Source organism: Treponema sp. OMZ 799 (assembly GCF_024181365.1).
In the GTDB taxonomy this organism is placed as follows: domain Bacteria; phylum Spirochaetota; class Spirochaetia; order Treponematales; family Treponemataceae; genus Treponema_B.
Window position 1 is genome coordinate 2,465,336 of sequence record NZ_CP051301.1, and the last position, 16,420, is coordinate 2,481,755.

15 protein-coding genes and 1 pseudogene are annotated in these 16,420 nt (G+C 40.9%); 4 read left to right on the forward strand and 12 right to left on the reverse strand.

From position 1 onward, the window contains the following. Positions 1-28: 28 nt before the first annotated feature. Together megL and E4O04_RS11370 are read right to left on the reverse strand one after the other, a co-directional pair. A complete protein-coding gene (gene megL / locus E4O04_RS11365) occupies positions 29-1,234 on the reverse strand; it encodes a methionine gamma-lyase (RefSeq protein WP_253687156.1) in 1,206 nt (401 codons plus the stop codon). A gap of 109 nt (positions 1,235-1,343) precedes the next feature. After that, positions 1,344-2,480, reverse strand: coding sequence for a toxin-antitoxin system YwqK family antitoxin (locus E4O04_RS11370; RefSeq protein ID WP_253708096.1), 1,137 nt, complete (start codon positions 2,478-2,480; stop codon positions 1,344-1,346). Positions 2,481-2,551: 71 nt separating this feature from the next. Here E4O04_RS11370 and E4O04_RS11375 point away from each other — a divergent pair, with 71 nt between their 5' ends. Continuing rightward, complete coding sequence (locus tag E4O04_RS11375; protein WP_256488814.1) at positions 2,552-3,433, forward strand: DMT family transporter; 882 nt, start codon at positions 2,552-2,554, stop codon at positions 3,431-3,433. Between the two features lie 107 nt (positions 3,434-3,540). On the opposite strand, the gene E4O04_RS11380 is transcribed toward E4O04_RS11375, so the two are convergent. Continuing rightward, on the reverse strand, positions 3,541-4,902 hold the full coding sequence (locus E4O04_RS11380) for a Na+/H+ antiporter NhaC family protein (protein ID WP_253708099.1): 1,362 nt from the start codon (positions 4,900-4,902) through the stop codon (positions 3,541-3,543). Positions 4,903-5,045: 143 nt separating this feature from the next. Here E4O04_RS11380 and E4O04_RS11385 point away from each other — a divergent pair. Then, positions 5,046-5,243 (forward strand): annotated as a pseudogene (locus tag E4O04_RS11385) (Na+/H+ antiporter NhaC family protein); the annotation flags it as partial. 27 nt (positions 5,244-5,270) lie between these two features. Here the strand turns inward: E4O04_RS11385 and E4O04_RS11390 are convergent. The 3 genes from E4O04_RS11390 to E4O04_RS11400 are packed head-to-tail and all read right to left on the reverse strand — an operon-like array spanning position 5,271 to position 9,305. Beyond that, positions 5,271-7,544: an oxidoreductase gene (locus E4O04_RS11390; RefSeq protein ID WP_253708102.1), complete on the reverse strand. Its 2,274-nt coding sequence runs from the start codon at positions 7,542-7,544 to the stop codon at positions 5,271-5,273. A gap of 47 nt (positions 7,545-7,591) precedes the next feature. Continuing rightward, complete coding sequence (locus E4O04_RS11395) at positions 7,592-8,035, reverse strand: aconitase X swivel domain-containing protein (RefSeq protein ID WP_253687147.1); 444 nt, start codon at positions 8,033-8,035, stop codon at positions 7,592-7,594. 1 nt (position 8,036) lies between these two features. Next, on the reverse strand, positions 8,037-9,305 hold the full coding sequence (locus E4O04_RS11400; protein ID WP_253708105.1) for an aconitase X: 1,269 nt from the start codon (positions 9,303-9,305) through the stop codon (positions 8,037-8,039). 186 nt (positions 9,306-9,491) lie between these two features. Here E4O04_RS11400 and E4O04_RS11405 point away from each other — a divergent pair, with 186 nt between their 5' ends. Both E4O04_RS11405 and E4O04_RS11410 read left to right on the forward strand, forming a co-directional pair. Beyond that, positions 9,492-10,271, forward strand: a complete 780-nt coding sequence (locus tag E4O04_RS11405) for a Nif3-like dinuclear metal center hexameric protein (protein WP_253687145.1) — start codon at positions 9,492-9,494, stop codon at positions 10,269-10,271. Between the two features lie 32 nt (positions 10,272-10,303). After that, complete coding sequence (locus E4O04_RS11410) at positions 10,304-11,974, forward strand: ATP-grasp domain-containing protein (RefSeq protein WP_253708107.1); 1,671 nt, start codon at positions 10,304-10,306, stop codon at positions 11,972-11,974. Positions 11,975-11,976: 2 nt separating this feature from the next. Here the strand turns inward: E4O04_RS11410 and E4O04_RS11415 are convergent, their stop codons facing one another. The 6 genes from E4O04_RS11415 to E4O04_RS11440 all read right to left on the reverse strand — a co-directional run bounded on the left by E4O04_RS11415 (position 11,977) and on the right by E4O04_RS11440 (position 16,414). After that, a complete protein-coding gene (locus E4O04_RS11415; protein WP_253708109.1) occupies positions 11,977-13,176 on the reverse strand; it encodes a galactokinase in 1,200 nt (399 codons plus the stop codon). Positions 13,177-13,235: 59 nt separating this feature from the next. After that, positions 13,236-13,571 carry a type II toxin-antitoxin system HicB family antitoxin gene (locus E4O04_RS11420; RefSeq protein ID WP_253687140.1) on the reverse strand — a complete coding sequence of 112 codons (336 nt, stop codon included), beginning with the start codon at positions 13,569-13,571 and terminating at the stop codon, positions 13,236-13,238. Then, a complete protein-coding gene (locus E4O04_RS11425; RefSeq protein WP_253708111.1) occupies positions 13,564-13,821 on the reverse strand; it encodes a type II toxin-antitoxin system HicA family toxin in 258 nt (85 codons plus the stop codon). The genes E4O04_RS11420 and E4O04_RS11425 overlap by 8 nt, the downstream gene beginning before the upstream one ends. An 87-nt stretch (positions 13,822-13,908) precedes the next feature. Next, positions 13,909-14,079 carry a methyltransferase gene (locus E4O04_RS11430; RefSeq protein ID WP_253687138.1) on the reverse strand — a complete coding sequence of 57 codons (171 nt, stop codon included), beginning with the start codon at positions 14,077-14,079 and terminating at the stop codon, positions 13,909-13,911. Continuing rightward, positions 14,080-14,694 carry a methyltransferase domain-containing protein gene (locus tag E4O04_RS11435; RefSeq protein ID WP_253687137.1) on the reverse strand — a complete coding sequence of 205 codons (615 nt, stop codon included), beginning with the start codon at positions 14,692-14,694 and terminating at the stop codon, positions 14,080-14,082. 16 nt (positions 14,695-14,710) lie between these two features. Beyond that, positions 14,711-16,414, reverse strand: coding sequence for an ABC transporter permease subunit (locus E4O04_RS11440; RefSeq protein WP_253708113.1), 1,704 nt, complete (start codon positions 16,412-16,414; stop codon positions 14,711-14,713). Positions 16,415-16,420: the final 6 nt, after the last annotated feature.

Genomic DNA, 16,420 nt, shown 5'->3' on the forward strand with positions numbered 1-16,420 from the left:
AAACACCTGTCCGTTTTTAAATTAAGACTTATTTAACAAGTTTATCCAAGGCTTGCTTTAAGTCGGCAATAATATCCTCAGCATCTTCAAGACCTACAGAAAGGCGTACCAAACCTTCGGCAATGTCCGAAGCGGCTCTTTCTTCGGGTGTATAAGGAGAGTGAGTCATACTTGCAGGATGCTGGATGAGGGTTTCGGCATCACCTAAGCTTACTGCAATAGTTGCAAACTTAACGGAATTTATAAGAGTCTTACCTGCTTCCAAACCTCCCTTAACGGTAAAGGCAATCATGGCTCCGCAAAGCTTCATCTGCTTTTTTGCAAGCTCGTATTGCGGGAAGGACTTAAGACCGGGGAAGGCGATGGATTCAACTGCAGGATGTTTTTCCAAGAACTCTGCTACTTTCTGAGCATTGGCACAGTGTTTTTCCATTCGGATATCGAGTGTCTTCATACCGCGGCCGATTAAGTAGGCTTCAAAGGGGCCCAATGTAGAACCTGTCATGTCTTTGACACCTACAAAGCGTACCTGATCGATGAATTCTTTTTTTCCTACAACAAAACCTGCAATAACATCTCCATGTCCGTTTAGGTATTTTGTTGCAGAGTGAAGAACAACGTCTGCACCTAAATCAAGAGGTCTCTGAAGATAGGGTGTCATATAGGTATTGTCTACTATTACCTTACATTCAGGATTATGAGCATGAGCAATTTTGCTTATTTCTGCAATATCGCAAAGATACATGTTAGGGTTAGCAGGTGTTTCCAAATAAACAGCCTTTGTATTCGGTTTTAAGGCTTTTTTAACATTTTCAGGATCACGTGTATCGACAAAGCTTACCTCAACACCGAAGCGTGAAAGACCATGATTTAAAAAAGCAAAGGTACAGCCGTAAAGAGTTTTTCCTGCAACGATGTGATCTCCTGCATTTACAATTGACCAAATACATGAGGTAACGGCACCGATACCGGAGCTTGCAGACATACATGCTTCACCGTTTTCAAGACAGGCAAGTTTTTCCTCAACAACTGTAGTCGTAGGATTGCCTAAGCGGGTATAGATATAACCATCTTCCTCTAAGGCAAATCTGCGGCCGCCCTGCTCTGCAGAGTCAAATGCAAATGTTGAAGTTTGATAAATAGGTGTAGCTAAGGCACCGTATTTGTTCTTGATGCTTCCTGCATGAATCTGTTTTGAAGCAAATCCCAGTTTTTCTAATTCTTTTTTATCCATATCTTCCTCCAAATAAAAGACACATATTGCGATTATTATAAGACATTTATTGTATTAGCGCAAGTATAAAAATCGAAAAATTCAAAAATAACAGCAGGTAAAAAAGAAATTAATCCTTGTTTGATATCATATTTCCGTTTTTATCAAAATTTCTTTCATTGATTATATTTCCGGAATTGTCATATTCTATTTCCGTTTCAAGGTTTCCGTTTTCATAAAACCATTGAGCAAGGCCTTGACGATGACGATCTTTAAAAAATATGGAACATTGAAGATTACCGTTTTGATAAAAGGCCTTATACTCTCCATCAAATTTTCCCATAACAAAAAAAGCCTTTTCTTCGATCTGCCCGTCTTCATAATAAGAAGTGTATTCGCCGTCAAGATAGCCTGATTTTGCGTTTCCGCGGCTTACAAGAACAAGTCCGTCAAAAGAAGAAAATTCTTCCCAAGGACCTTCCATATAACCGTCCCTTATTTCGGCTGTTGTGTGATAAGGATAGTCATCCTTATCATCGATAACGGCTTCACGTGTAATTTTTCCCGTAAAGGGGAGCATGGTTTTTAGTTCATAGATTCTATATAGATTTTCACCTTCTTTTTTTTGATACAAACGGCAAACATCGCTCGAAATAAGAACACCGTTCTCATCGTAGAGTCGGGTATCTCTTAATGAGCCGTCTTTATTATAAAAAAGCCATTTTCCGCAGCGGTAGACCCTGTGTTCAAAAAAAACAGGCAAATCTTTTAAGGGTTTTAAATTACCCTCCATTTCTTTTTGCCCGTCAGGATAATAAAAAACGGAATAGCCGTCTATCACACCGTTCGACCAAACAGCTTCGTGGTGAAGAAGGCCTGTATCTGCGCCGTAATATTTAAATAAACCGTTTTTTATACCGGCAATGGTCTTTCCCTTTGCATTATAATATTCATCATACACACAGACTAGCTCTTCAAAATCTGCCGGAATGTAGTTTTTTTTTACGAATGTTACGCCTCTAGGAATTAAAAGAATAAAGATCGTAATTATAATAGGAGGAACAGCATGAAAAGCAGAACCGGTAAATTTATGAGCCAAAAAAAATGCAGCAACTACAATTATGACAGGAATTAAAAGAATAAAAATTAAGGGAGCTCCAAAACTGACAGGCCCTGTAATTAGGCGGTTTAAAACAATAAACATAACTGCGAGAAAAACCAAATAAAATAAACTGTTTACTAAATAAAATTTAACTATAACACTCATACTTGACTTCATTATGATCTTATTATATCATAGCCTTAGACGAAAGTCTATATTAAATCCAGAGTCATGCTATGTCCAATAAAATAAAATCATACTTATTTGCTTTAATGGCTGTTATTTTTTTTGCCTCCTCTTTTCCGTTTTCACGATTTGCTTTGATGCATTTCGGTCCGGAAGCATTAGGCTTTTTAAGATGTGTTTTAGCAAGTATTGTTCTTTTGATTATAGGAAAATTTAATAATTTACGCCCGCCGTTCAAGGTACGGCATATAGGCCTTTTCTTTTTGTCGGGCGCACTCGGCTTTGCCCTGTATCTTATAGTTTTTAATATGGGGCTTAAAACAATTACTGCCGCAACATCAAGCATTATAATCGCTACAACTCCCATAATGACGGCAGCCGCTGCTTCTCTCATTTACGGAGAAAAAATAAGCAAGATAGGAGTCTTATCAATTATTTCTGCCTTTGGCGGTGTCTTAATTATTATTTTGTGGAAGGGAATCCTATCGATAAACATAGGAGTCCTCTGGACTCTGACAGCTGCCGTTTTTTTCTGCGGTTACAATATCTTAAGCAGAAAGCTCGGAAAGATGGGCTATACCTCAATAGAGATTGTTACCTACAGTATGATTGCCGCAGCCATTATTTTATCTCCTTTTTGTGTAGATGCATATAAACAAATTATTAATGCGGAATTCAAGTATACCGGAAGCCTCATTTATTTAGGAATTTTTACAAGTGCCCTTGGATATTTTTGTTTTAACAAGGGGATAGAAATAGCGGAAAAAACAAGTGATGTTACTAATTTTCTCTTTGGTAATCCTTTGATAGCAAGTATTTTGGGTTATATTGCTCTCGGTGAAACTTTAAATGCAGGCACGGCTATAGGCGGCGTAGTCATTATAGCAAGTATTGTTTTGTTTTCTCTAAAAGGGGCAAAGAAAAATATTTAAAATATTCAAATAAAAACCCGAAACTCATAAAGAATCTCGGGTTTTAGTTTTAGCTTAAACTAAGGCTTAAGCTTTAGTTTAAAAATAAAGACTTACAATCCAATAAGTTATTTTGCTTTAACAGCCTTCCACTCTTCAAAATTCCAAGGATGCTTTTTAATGTATCCGTCTGCAAACGGGAAGAAGATAGAAAGAGTTAATAAAACTGCCAATAAGAGCTGATACCACAATAGGGGTATAACGCCTACCGGGCTTACAAGACCGTTTGTGAACGAGCAGGCTATTAAAAGCTGAGCACCGTAGGGGATTAGTCCCTGCATTACACAGGAGAAGGCATCAAGAAGAGATGCAGACCTTCGCGGGTCAACCTTAAACTCTTCGCACATTTCCTTCGCTATGGGTCCATCGATAATAATTGCAACGGTGTTGTTGGCTGTTGCAGCATCGGTAATAAGGGTTAGGGCACCGATACCGAGCTCGGCTGATTTTCTTCCCTTTACCATACCCTTTATTTTTTGTAAGAGCCATTCCATACCGCCGGCCTGTGTAACCATATAGGCAAGACCTCCGGTTAACATAGAGAGCAAGAATATTTCAAACATTCCGTTAAAGCCGTCATAGATATGATTTGTCCACTGTAAAGGATCAAATGCCCCATAAACCATTCCTATAACACCTGAGAATACAATTCCTCCAAGAAGAACTACAAATACGTTAAGGCCGGCAATGGCAGCAACCAATACGAATATGTAGGGTAAGACTTTAACAATACTGAATTCCAAGGACTCGATTTGGGGAGGAACAGCAGGTCTTCCGAAAATCAAAAGAAGAACTAATGTTATAAGAGCGGCAGGCAAGGCTAAGGCCATGTTTACCCTAAATTTATCTCTCATTTCTACATTTTGGGTTCTTGTAGCTGCAATTGTTGTATCGGAAATAATGGAAAGGTTATCTCCGAACATTGCACCGCCTACCATAGAAGCAATCATGAGAGGCATTGAAATACCGGCTTTCTCTGCAAAACCTACAGCTATAGGACCTACGGCAGCAATAGTTCCAACACTGGTACCTGTTGCGATAGATAAAAAACAGCAGATAATAAACAGACCGGCAGTAACAAAGTTAGCAGGAATTAATGTTAAACCAAGGTTTACCGTAGAGTCAACGCCTCCCATCTGTTTTGAAACAACCGAAAAGGCGCCTGCTAAAATGTAAATAATACACATAGTAATAATGTTTTCATCTCCGCATCCCTTAATCAATGCATCGAATTTTTCATTAATAGAACCTTTGTGCATCAAAAAAGCGGCTATAATACCTACAATAACCGCAATAGGCCCCTTAAAGCCATAAAAACCCATCGGATCGCCTTTTGCAACAAGTGTTACACCTATTCCAAGGTAAACGACAACAAAAATTAAAAAAGGCAACAGAGCTAAACCATTTGGTTTAATTTTGGATTTTTCCATAAAAATATCCTCCATAAAAGTTTTACTCAAAATATATAAGCTGCCTAATAACCCATATATTTTGCATTACTAGATTATCGCATAGCTTATGCCGATTGTCAAGGAAAAAATATAAATTTTAACAAAAAAGTTGACAGCACAATGTCGGAATATCCTTCGGTACAATCCCGATTATTGCAACCATCTATCTTCCGCTGAGTATAAAATTAGGTTTCAACCCTGCCGCTATTGTTTGCTTACTCGGTACAGCCGGAGCCTTGGGAGATGCTGGATCCCCCGCATCAGACTCAACCCTCGGACCTACAGCAGGTCTTAATGCAGACGGCCAGCATGATCACATCTATACAGGTTAAATTTAAGCATATAAACTAAATTCCGGCTGCAAGCCTTTCGGCAGCACGGGTTGCTTCCAAAACCTTTCCCGAAAAAGAACTGTCCCCTATGTTGTAAATCTCAGGTGCTATGTTTGCAGCTTGAGCCGAAAGGTAAAGACTATCATCGGTTTTATTTCCAACGGCAAAAACGATTAAATCGGCATCAAGCTCAAGTCTTTGAGTTTCATTGCCTATTTTTTTTGCAAGAGGATTCGGAATATTTTCAGGCAGGATAGGCTGCCAAGTATTATAGGGATTCGGAACGCCTTTCGAAATATTTTTTTCTACAAGGGCCTTTCCCGAATCAAGCCCTATAAGCTTTGCACAATTTAAAAGTTTAACACCGGCCTTTTGCATATAGTAGATAAGGTAGCCCCTATTAGCCGTACAAACTCCTTTCATAAAATAAGGAAGCATTTCTACTATCGCAACATCCTTTTTGAGCTCATATTTCAGCCAATAGGCTGTTTCACATCCTACAACACCTCCGCCTATTATAACAATCTTTTCAGCATCTTCCGCCTCTTTAGGATTTAAAAGAAGATCTACGGCCTGAATCGTCTTTGCCTTTTCAATTCCCGAAACGGAAAGAGAAATGGGTTTACCTCCGTATGCAAAAATTACGGCATCGAATTTTTTGTTTTTTAAATTTTCCAAATCAACTTCAGTGTTTAAAGAAAGTTTAAAGTTAGGCAGGGCCTTAGCCTTTTCTACCTCTGTTTTAAGATAGTTTAAATAGTTTTCAAAATCGTATTTAATTTTAGGCACACTTCCCGTAATTACGCTGCCGCCTACCCTGTCCGTTTTTTCAAAGAGCTCTACAGTATGACCTCTTTTTGCAGCCTTGGATGCAAACAAGATACCTGCGGGGCCTGCACCGATAACGGCGATATTTTTTTTCACCTCGGCCGCAGGTGCATCAAAGGGAAGCACATCTTCAAAACCGGTGCGCGGGTTGACCGCACATTGGGGATGCCCTCCTAAAACAAATTCGTTAATACAGCCTTCCTGACATCCTATACAGGGCCTGATATCTTCGACCCTTCCTGCATAGGCCTTATTACACCAATCGGCATCGGCCAATAAGGGGCGGGCCAGCATGACCATATCGCAGTCACCGTTTCTTAGTGCGGTTTCGGCAACATCGGGATAGCCTAACTTTCCGACAGCAACCACAGGAACAGGGACTCCGGCATTGGATATAATATTATTGGAAGCGAAATAGGCTTTTACTATTTTTGACACTTCCAGGAAACAGCCGGCAGGCATTCCTCCAGGAGGATGGGGAAGCCACCAGTTATCGTAACATCCCAGATCCACGTCAAAAATATCTACTCCGCATTTTACAAGATTTTTCATATAATCAAGGGTCTCATGAATTGTTCTTCCGTTTTTAAATTTTTTAAGCTGCTTAACCTTCATGCCTTCTTCCCCATAGGTTTCGTTAAGAGCGAGGGAAAGATCTATGCGGTACATGATAGGATAATCGGCACCGGCCCTGTTTCTTATCTCTTTTACAAGATCAAGTCCGAATCTTTGCCAGTCGGCATATTTTCCGATTTTACGGCGGTTAAAGGCCGGGTTGGTCAACTGCTCAAGAAGATAGCCTTCATGGCCGTGAAGATAGATGCCGTCAAGCCCGCACTCCTTGGCATCGGCGGCAGCCTGTCCTGCATTTTTTATAATTTTTCCTAAGGCACGGCCGGAAAGGCGAAGGCTTGGAATTTCGGAAATATAAAAGTTAGGATTACTCGAGGCCGATACGGGAAATCTAAACTTGGTTAAAAGACATTGGGGGTTCCCTACACGGCCCAACCCCGGGGTCAACTGAATAAAGATCTTACTTCCAAAGGCATGGCAGCCCTGAGCCAGATCCCTCCAGCCTACAAGGTTTGTACGTGTTCCGTCGATACGGGGAAAGTAAGAATAATTATGAGGTTCCGTTACCGAGTGATCTATTCCGTGGCTTATGGGTACAAGGCCGGTTGTCAATAAGCCGACACCTCCCTTAGCTCTGGCAAAAAAATATTCGAGCATTTTTTTGTTGGGCCGTCCCGATTCTTCACACATATTTATGTTTCCCATCGGCCCCATTACAACCCGGTTTTTAATTTTTGTTTTGTTTATTAAAATAGGCGAAAATAATTGGGTGTAAGGATAGAGAGCCTTAGTCATTCGGCCTGTTCCCCCTGCCCTGTTTTCAAAATCGCCTTCCATCCATCCGCCGTAAGCGTCCACCATCTTTTTTATTTCGGCATCAAATTTCATAAGTTTCCTCCAAATAGTTTTATACTCTATAGTTTTAAATTGAACCCTTAGTCTTCAATTAAAACTTCACCACCTTCTTTAACTTCGATTCTGCTTCCGCTTTTAACCGCAGATAAAAATTCTTTTCCCAAGTTATCGATTGTAGGAATAGGATTATCGGCAAAGTTTGCTGCAAGGATTACGCCTGCTGCAGCCAATGAATCTATGGGTTCCGAAAAAAGCATACAGGCAGGCTGCCGGCCCATAGAAGCGGCACAGAATATAACCATTCCGCCCGTAGTTGAGCCTATGGTCTGCGGAAGACAAAGAGCCTTCCCTGCTATTTCCTTTTTATACAAGTCCGGATTGTTTTGATCGGAGCAATGAGCCTTCTTATCCCCGAACATCAAAGCTTTTTGAAAGCTTGCAAGGGTATTAAAACCTTGAGAGCTTACAAGGGCCTCTGCCGATACTGTTCCCGGAACAATTACTCTTCCCTTAAATGTTTTCATATTAAACGCCTCCCGTAATTAGATCGGCTATTTCATCGTCCTTATAGTAGACAGCCGTAGTATAGGTTCTAAGTTTATTGGAATTTGTGATAACCGATTTTTTTGCACAAAGCGGGTTATTCATATACATGAGGGGACAGGTTTCAGAAAAAAGAAGACCGAAGGATTTTAATTTTGCATATTCCTCGGTTTTGGAAAATTCCTTTAAAACTCCCCTTGGCGAAGTCATAACCGTCGGTATAGAAATTTTTGATTTGTTATTTTCCTTTAACTTTCTTTCTATAATATTTGTCCATTTAATGAGCTGTTGTTTTGAAAGATGAGGACAGCCTATAAAACAAAGCTCGGGAGCGGCATTTTTATTTTTTCTAATATCAGGATATGAAGCTCTTATCCTCAAAAGCTCGGCTTCGGTAATTTTATAGGTCTCTGCATTTTTACGGATTAAAGAAGCCCCGGATTCCTTCGCCTCAGGCGTCAGGTTTTCGACATGGTATAAACCGACGGCTCCGTTGGATGCCATGGCGGCTCCCATATCCTTAAAGTAGGCTCTTACCTCCTCATTCAGATCATGTCCTAAAAATTTATCCAAGCCTCGAATGTAGGGCACGTTTTCAACAGCCTTGATTCCTATAGCGCTTCCCAAAAGTTGGGCTTCGGCTAGATTTTCGGTTTCGATCTCGACAATTAAATCGGCCTTACGCCCCTCATCGGTCAATAAGCCGAACTCGGGTACCCAGCCTGCAATAAGCCCGAACATTTCGATGATACCTGAATTGCGATTACACCTCGCTCCCAATACCGAGTTTGCATAATTAACGGCAGAGGATTCGGCCCAGCTTAAGATTTCTCCCTTCTTCGGCGTATTCCCTACCTCATCGAAATAGCAAGTGCAAGTGTAGCCCTCATCTGAAAGAAGCCCCATAGCTTTAAGCTGCTTTTCATATTCTTCCTGCTTGCTGTACATAAACCTAAAAACAAGGCGTTCCAAAAAACTTTTGGGCACCACGTCATCGAGCGGACGCGGGTCTACCGTAAACGGAATCCCTGAAACAGCTTGGGATTGAAGAAGTTCATCCATCAATTTATAAACCGGCTTCATAACTCCTATCCCAAAACTTGTAACAAGATGTCCGTATCTTCCCGTAACTTTCACAAGCCTTTCGGCACCAAAGGCTTCACCATACATGACCAAGGTTTTTAAAACCTTAGCCTGCATCTCTCCTTGAGAACCGTTTAAAATTTCTTCCTGTTCCCGAGTAAGTTGCATACTCAAACCTCCTTAAATTAATTAAGAATAATTATATCATAGTTTTTACGAAACGAAAACATATTTTTTTAAATAGCCTCATCAATCCGCATAAAACTTGATTGATAAATCGTCAATCATCCCGCCGTCTTGAATTCAAAAAGAATCTAAAGTATAATCTAACAAAAGTTTTTGCGGGGGATTATTATGAAGTTAAAAGACCTTGATCTTTATTTTACCGAATTATTAAACATAGATGCCTTTGCGGCTCAGGATTTGTCGCAAAACGGCGTTCAAGTGCAAAACAGCGGAAAAGAAATAAAAAAAATTGCCTTTGCAGTAGATGCCTGTCTTCAATCGATAAAGGAAGCCGCCGAGCGGAAGGCCGATATGCTCTTCGTACACCACGGCCTTTTATGGAGCCGCTCTTTAAGGATTATGGGAAATCATTATCACAGGATAAAAGCTCTTTTAGACAATGACATTGTGCTTTATGCCGTTCACCTTCCCCTCGATGCTCATCCTCTTTACGGGAACAACATCGGGCTTGCCCGCCGCCTTGAGCTTGAAAACTTAAAAGAGTTCGGAATGTACAGGGGTATAAACATAGGTCTTTACGGCAGCCTTCCTGCAAAGCCGGGGTCGGAAGAAGGCTTGGAGATAGACGAGATTGTAAATAAGCTTTTCCCCCAAGGAGAAAAACCTGCAAACATCCTTCCCTTCGGACCTAAAAAGATTAAAACCGTGGGAGTTATTTCGGGAGGAGCCGCTTCGGAAATAGATGATGCCATAGCCTTAGGGCTCGACTTATACATAACGGGCGAAATAGAACACATTACCTATCACAATGCCCTCGAAAACAGGATAAACGTTATTGCAGGCGGCCATTACCAAACGGAAACCGTAGGCGTTCAACTGGTTGCAAAAAAACTTGAACTTGATACAAACCTCGAAACCTGTTTTATAGATATTCCGACAGGCTTTTAAATTTTTAGAATTAGGATGAGTTTAAGCTGAATATGAAAAAAAATAAAAAGCGCATTTTAATTTTAGGAGCAGGGCTAATGCAGGGGCCTGCAATAAGGGCAGCAAAAGAATTGGGCTGTGAAGTTATAGCCGTCGACGGAAACCCGAATGCGGTTTGTGCAAAAGAGGCCGACAAATTTTTTCCGATAGATTTAAAAGACATTCCCTCCCTCATAGACCTTGCAAAAAAGTTAAAAGAAGAAGGCGACCCGGCCGATAGCGGCCTGGACGGAGTCTTTACCGCAGCTACGGACTTTTCGGTATCGGTTGCAGCTCTTGCAGAAAGCTGCTCTCTTCCCGGGCACAGCTTGGAAGCAGCCCGCCGCGCAAGCGATAAGGTCCTGATGAGGAAGTGCTTTGAAAAGCACGGAGTTCCCTCCCCTAAGTTTACCCATATTTTTAAAAACGAAATCGATGAAGCCCTTCAAATCTTAAAACAAAAAGCCATTCCCTTTCCTATTACGGTAAAACCTGCCGACAACATGGGAGCTCGCGGCTGCCGCTTGGTTTACTCCCAAGAGGAGTTAAGACCGGCCTTAGAAGATGCGGTAAATTTTTCGCGGAGCGGAAAGGCCATCGCCGAGGAGTTCATCGACGGTGAAGAGTTTTCGCTTGAAGCCCTCGTTGTAAACGGAGAGATTTTTTTAAACGCCCTCGCAGACAGGCATATTTTTTTCCCGCCCTACTTTGTCGAAATGGGACATACCATTCCGTCGATTAAGGGCAAGGAAGAGTGTGACGAGCTTATAAGAGTTTTTTGTCTGGGAATAAGAGCCTTGGGACTTACAAACGGAGCTGCCAAGGGAGATATTTTTTTACGAAAAGCCGATCCCCAAAAGGGCGGCAAACGGACTGCCTGTGTCGGCGAAATCGCGGCCCGCCTTTCAGGGGGTTACATGTCAGGCTGGACGGTTCCCTATTCTTCGGGCTTTAATGTAACTAAGGCCGCCGTCAAAATCGCCCTAGGCGAACCCGTAGATGAGCTTCCCATAGGTGGTGCCGCCCGGTTTAGTGCAGAACGGGCTTGGATTTCGGTGCCGGGAATAATAAAAAAAATAGAAGGGCTTGAAGAAGCTCAAAGCACAAAAAACGTAAAAGATGTTTTACCACGACTCTTTGAAAATGATGAGGCCGTGTTCCCTAAAAACAATGTAGAAAAATGCGGCAATGTCCTAAGTTCTGCGGAAAGCTATGAGGAAGCAGTCAAGGCAAGCATGGAGGCAGTCCAAAAAATCTTTTTGCGCCTTGAAAAAGCAAACAGCAAAACAAATCTTTTTTTTGAAAAGACAAACCCTTCAATAGCTGAGCAAAATAATTATCCGCCGAACTTTTTTAAATTTCCGCAAAACAAAAGCACAGACAAAATTAAAAACAAAAGCTTCGATAAGCTATTGGAAAATTCTATTTTGATAGAAGAAGATGAAATTCTCTACCCTTCATTTTTTAAAGATTTTTTAAATACGGCCTTTGATGTACACGGCCTTTCTATTCGGGAAGCAATAAAAAAATCGTTTGACCTTGAATCGAAGCTAAAAGAACGGATGCTCAAGACTCAAAAAATAGGAGAGCCCTTAAGCCCTCATCTCGTCTTATGGTGGAAGTACTTTATCCGCGGCAGCCGTCAAGGACTGATTTATTATTTTGACACCGAGCTTTGCGGTTAAAATTACACCGAAATAACAGATACTCCGTCGGATGCTTGGCAGGCAAAAAATGAGGCGGTAAAGCCGGTTTGTTCCGTGTACTCCTTCCCGACCCTTTCGGCAAAGTCTTCAAAGCCGTCCTTGTGAACAATGGCGATGGCACAGCCCGAAAAGCCGGCACCTGTCATCCTTGCACCGATACAGCTTTTTTCTTTTACGGCGGCAAAGAAAAGAGCATCCAGTTCTTTTCCGGTAACCTCGTAATCGTCTTTTAAGGAAAGGTGGGATTGGTTTAGATAATCGCCTAAAAGTTTTAAGTCCTTATTTTTTAAGGCTTCGGCACTCCGCCTTACCCTGTCCATCTCGGTAACGCAATGCCTTACCCTGCGGGCAAATTTTTCTCCCAAATTGGAAGCCAAGCCTTGCTCCAATTTTTTAAAATCGGAAACACTTAGATCGCACAAAAAATTTATATCTTTTTCTTTTTGTAAAAAGGCAAGGGCTTTTTCGCATTCTTCCTTTCTTTCGTTGTATTTAGATTCCGTCAATTTGCGCGGCTTATTTGAATTCATAATTACAATTCGGTAAGGCTCGGTTTCGAGAGGAATGTACTCATACTCCAGTGAGGAAGTGTCTAAAAGCAGGGCCTGATTTTTTTTACCCATAGCTATCGAAAACTGATCCATAATTCCCGATTTAAGGCCTAAAAATTCATTTTCGACACGCCTGCCGGTTTTAGCAAGCTCAACTCCGTTGATTTCAAAATCAAAGGCATGAGAAATAATTTTGCCGAAACAAAGCTCCAAGGCAGCCGAAGAAGATATACCGCTTCCTTGCGGAATGTCGCTTGTGATTAAAAGCTCAAAACCGGTGTCGGCCTTTAAGCCCCTTTCTTTTAAAAACAAAAACATTCCGTTTAAATAATTTGCATAATCTTTTTCTTCATCAAAGGCTAAATTTCCGTCAAGCTCAAATTCAAAAACTTTTTCCGATTTAACCGAGCGGTAAATTATTTTTTTATCCCGCCGTTTACGCAAGGCAATCCTTAAATATAAATTCACCGACGCAGGAAGTACAAGACCTCCGTTATAATCTATGTGTTCGCCTATTATATTTATGCGAGCAGGTGAAGCCGCAAAAATAATTTTTTCTTCCGAATTCCCGTAAAAAGAAATAAAGGCATTTTTTAATTCTTGTAATTGTATATCGTCTGTTAAGTTCAAAGTTTTCTCCTCCTTCATTTTATATATAATGCTTACATGGATGCCGAGAGCATAGTAATTTATATTCTAGTCATTGTTAATTCATGTTGTAAGGCTTTTTCAACGAAACTATTTAATGAAAGATTTAATCTTTTAGCATTGATTGCAATTCGTTTATGAAGTTCCGGTGATATGCGTATGTTGAATTTTCCGGAATATGGTTTCTCGGGTTCTACATTTTCTTCCCGGCACCAGTTGAGGTAATCGTCAACCGAGTCAACAAAGGCTTTTTCTATTTCCGCTACGCTTGTACCTTGAAATGTAATAACATCACGAGTATTTATAACATCTCCATGTAGTATTTTTGCTTCCGGATCGTATTCTATTTTTCCGATATATCCCTTATATTCAATCATTTTTTACTCCTGCGTTTTCTAAAAATCGTCTAACCGAATTAACAGCTCCCTTATCTGTAACTTTTTCAGGGTGGGGTCTATGAAAAACAGCCCGTGTATTATTCAATTTTACCCTTATTCGAGATCCGGCTCCTTCAGAAATTTCCGCACCCAATGAGATAAACAGCCCCTCGATATCAGTCCAAAAAATATCTGACGGAATAGGTTTTTTATATATATTCTCAAATGTTTTTTTATTTTTTGCATTCACCAATTTATAGTACCACTTTTAAGTACTATTGTCAATGTTGTTATATACTTTTTTTGTTTTCGATAAATGGGTAAATTTTAAAGATTCCTACTTCTCGGCATAGATGAGGCTGCTTTGGATGTAGGTTTTTATTTCCAAGCCGTGGCCCCATTTTTTGGCATACTCGTCGGATACCTCTTTTGAGCTTATGTCGATATTTTTAAAGCCGATTTTTTCGAAGGCTGTTTTGATCTGCTCCGCAGACCAGGCTCCTCCCACTCAGGTTTTTACCATATCGGGATCGGATACCCACTCTTGGGGCAGGGCTTTTTTTAAGGTTATATCCGAAACAGCTGTTCTTCCGCCTTTGCGAAGGCAGCGGTAAATCTCGGAATAAACTCCGTATTTATCCGTAGACAGGTTTATTACGCAATTACTCATGATAAGGTCTAAGGAATTATCGGGAAGAGGAATGTTTTCAATCTCGCCCAAAATAAATTCGCAGTTGGTAAAGCCGTTTTTTACGGCGATTTCCGAGGCCCGTCTTATCATGGTTTCGGAGCCGTCAAGCCCGAAGACCTTTCCGTTTTTACCCACTGCCTTTGATGCTATAAAGCAGTCAAGCCCCCGTCCGCAGCCTAGGTCAAGAACGCTTTCGTTTAGGCGAGGCTTGGCCGCCTCTTGAGGATTCCCGCAGCCGAGCCCTAAGTCTGCCTCCTTAGGGATTCCTGCCAGATCTTTAGCGGCATAGCCTATTGAGGCAGTTATCTTTTCGGCTTCTCCGTTTACCGCAAGATTTTCCCTTGCCAAATTTTCGTAATGTTCTTTTACGGCATCCTTAATCGCATTTTTATCGTAAGCACTTTTATCGCAATTGTTTTTATCGCTGATCATTTAAATCTCCTAAGACTTATTTTTTCTTTAGGTATTTTACGCTGTCTAAGGCAACAGCCGCAATGATGATAAAACCCTTAAACACAAACTGCAAGTTGGTGTCTATTCCTAAAAAGGTTAAACAGTAGGTTAAACTTGTAAAGATGATAACGCCTATTACGGCACCGCTTATCTTTCCTATACCTCCGTTAAAGGAGATGCCTCCTACAACGCAGGCAGCAATGGCATCAAGTTCATAGCCCTGTCCCGTTCCTGCACTTGCATTGGCTCTAAAGGCTTCAAGGAAGGAGCCTACACCGTAAAAGACACCTGCCATAATAAAGACTCCCATGGTAACCCTAAAAACGCTTATTCCGCTTACGGCAGCAGCTTCGGCATTTCCGCCTACTGCATACATATTTTTTCCGAAGACGGTCTTATTCCAAATAAACCACGCAATTACAATCGCAACCAAGGCAGGGATTATAAGCTTAGGCAAGGTAATCATCTCGTTATTTACAATGCCCAAAATCCACCTACCACCGAGTAAATCCTTTACCTCGTTATCGATTGAGCCGACAGGGGTTCCGCTCGTGCCGAAAAACAAAAGACCGTAGATAATGAGCTGGGTTGCAAGGGTCGAAATAAAGGGGTGTATTTTAAGGCGGGCAGAAAAGACGCCTGCAAAGGCACTAAATAAAACGCAAAACAAGATTGAAAGACCGAGCGAAAGAATGAGGCGCCAAACCATAGGCATGGCCGTAAAATCCCAAGGGCCGAGGCCGAAAAAGGTTACTATGTTAAGTCCCGGATGTAAAATCAATCCCGTAATAACAGAGCCGAGGGCAACCATTCTTCCTATACTCAAGTCGGTACCCGCCAAAAGGATAAGCCCTGCAACGCCTAGGGCGTAAAACATTCTTGTCGAAGCCTGTTCCAAAATCGTAAAAATATTGGGAAGGGACAGCAGGTTTCCGTTTCCCGATATGGGAGCCACAATTATACAGACAATAAAGAAAACCAAAATTGCAAGATAAAGACCGTTGCTCAACAAAAAGCTTGAGAGCTTAAACTTATAAACATAATCTTTAAAATTTAAAACCATGTTTTCTTTAAGATTTGTTCTTCCGTTTCTTAAAGAAATATTTTTTTGAACATGGTCTATGTAGGCTTGATTTTTTGCTTCCTTAGAGGCGGCAAGGGCATCCCTGTATTTATTTTTTGCCTCAGCCAAGGAAGAGTTAAGCTGAAACTTTAGAACATTGAGCTTTCGGTTAAGCTCGGCAGTGTCCTTTGTTTTTTCAAACTCCTCATGCACCTCTTTTTTTGCAAGTTCATTTTCCTGCATAATTGAAGCGGCTTGAGTTTCATACTCAGCCTTGTACTTCTCCTGCTTTTGATTTTCCGATTTTATAAAATCCTTTATATTATCGTTAAAAAGCTTATTCGAATAGGCTACTGCCTCGGCTGCAAGTTTCTTTTCAGCATCCTTGTTTTCAAGAGCTGTCTTCTTTGCTTCTTCAATTTCTTTTTTATATTCTTCAATAGAAGAAGCCTTTACCTCATCGTCTATCAGGCGGTTCTTTTTAAGGGCATAAATATGATTTTTTAAAGAAGCTATCTTATCGACCCCGTCCTTGCGGAGCTCATGAAGGGCCTTGCCGTACTCGGCAAGTTTTTTGTCTTCGTTAAAAAAACTAAAATCGATTAAATCTACCTTTTCATTGTTTTTATTTTCCATACAACA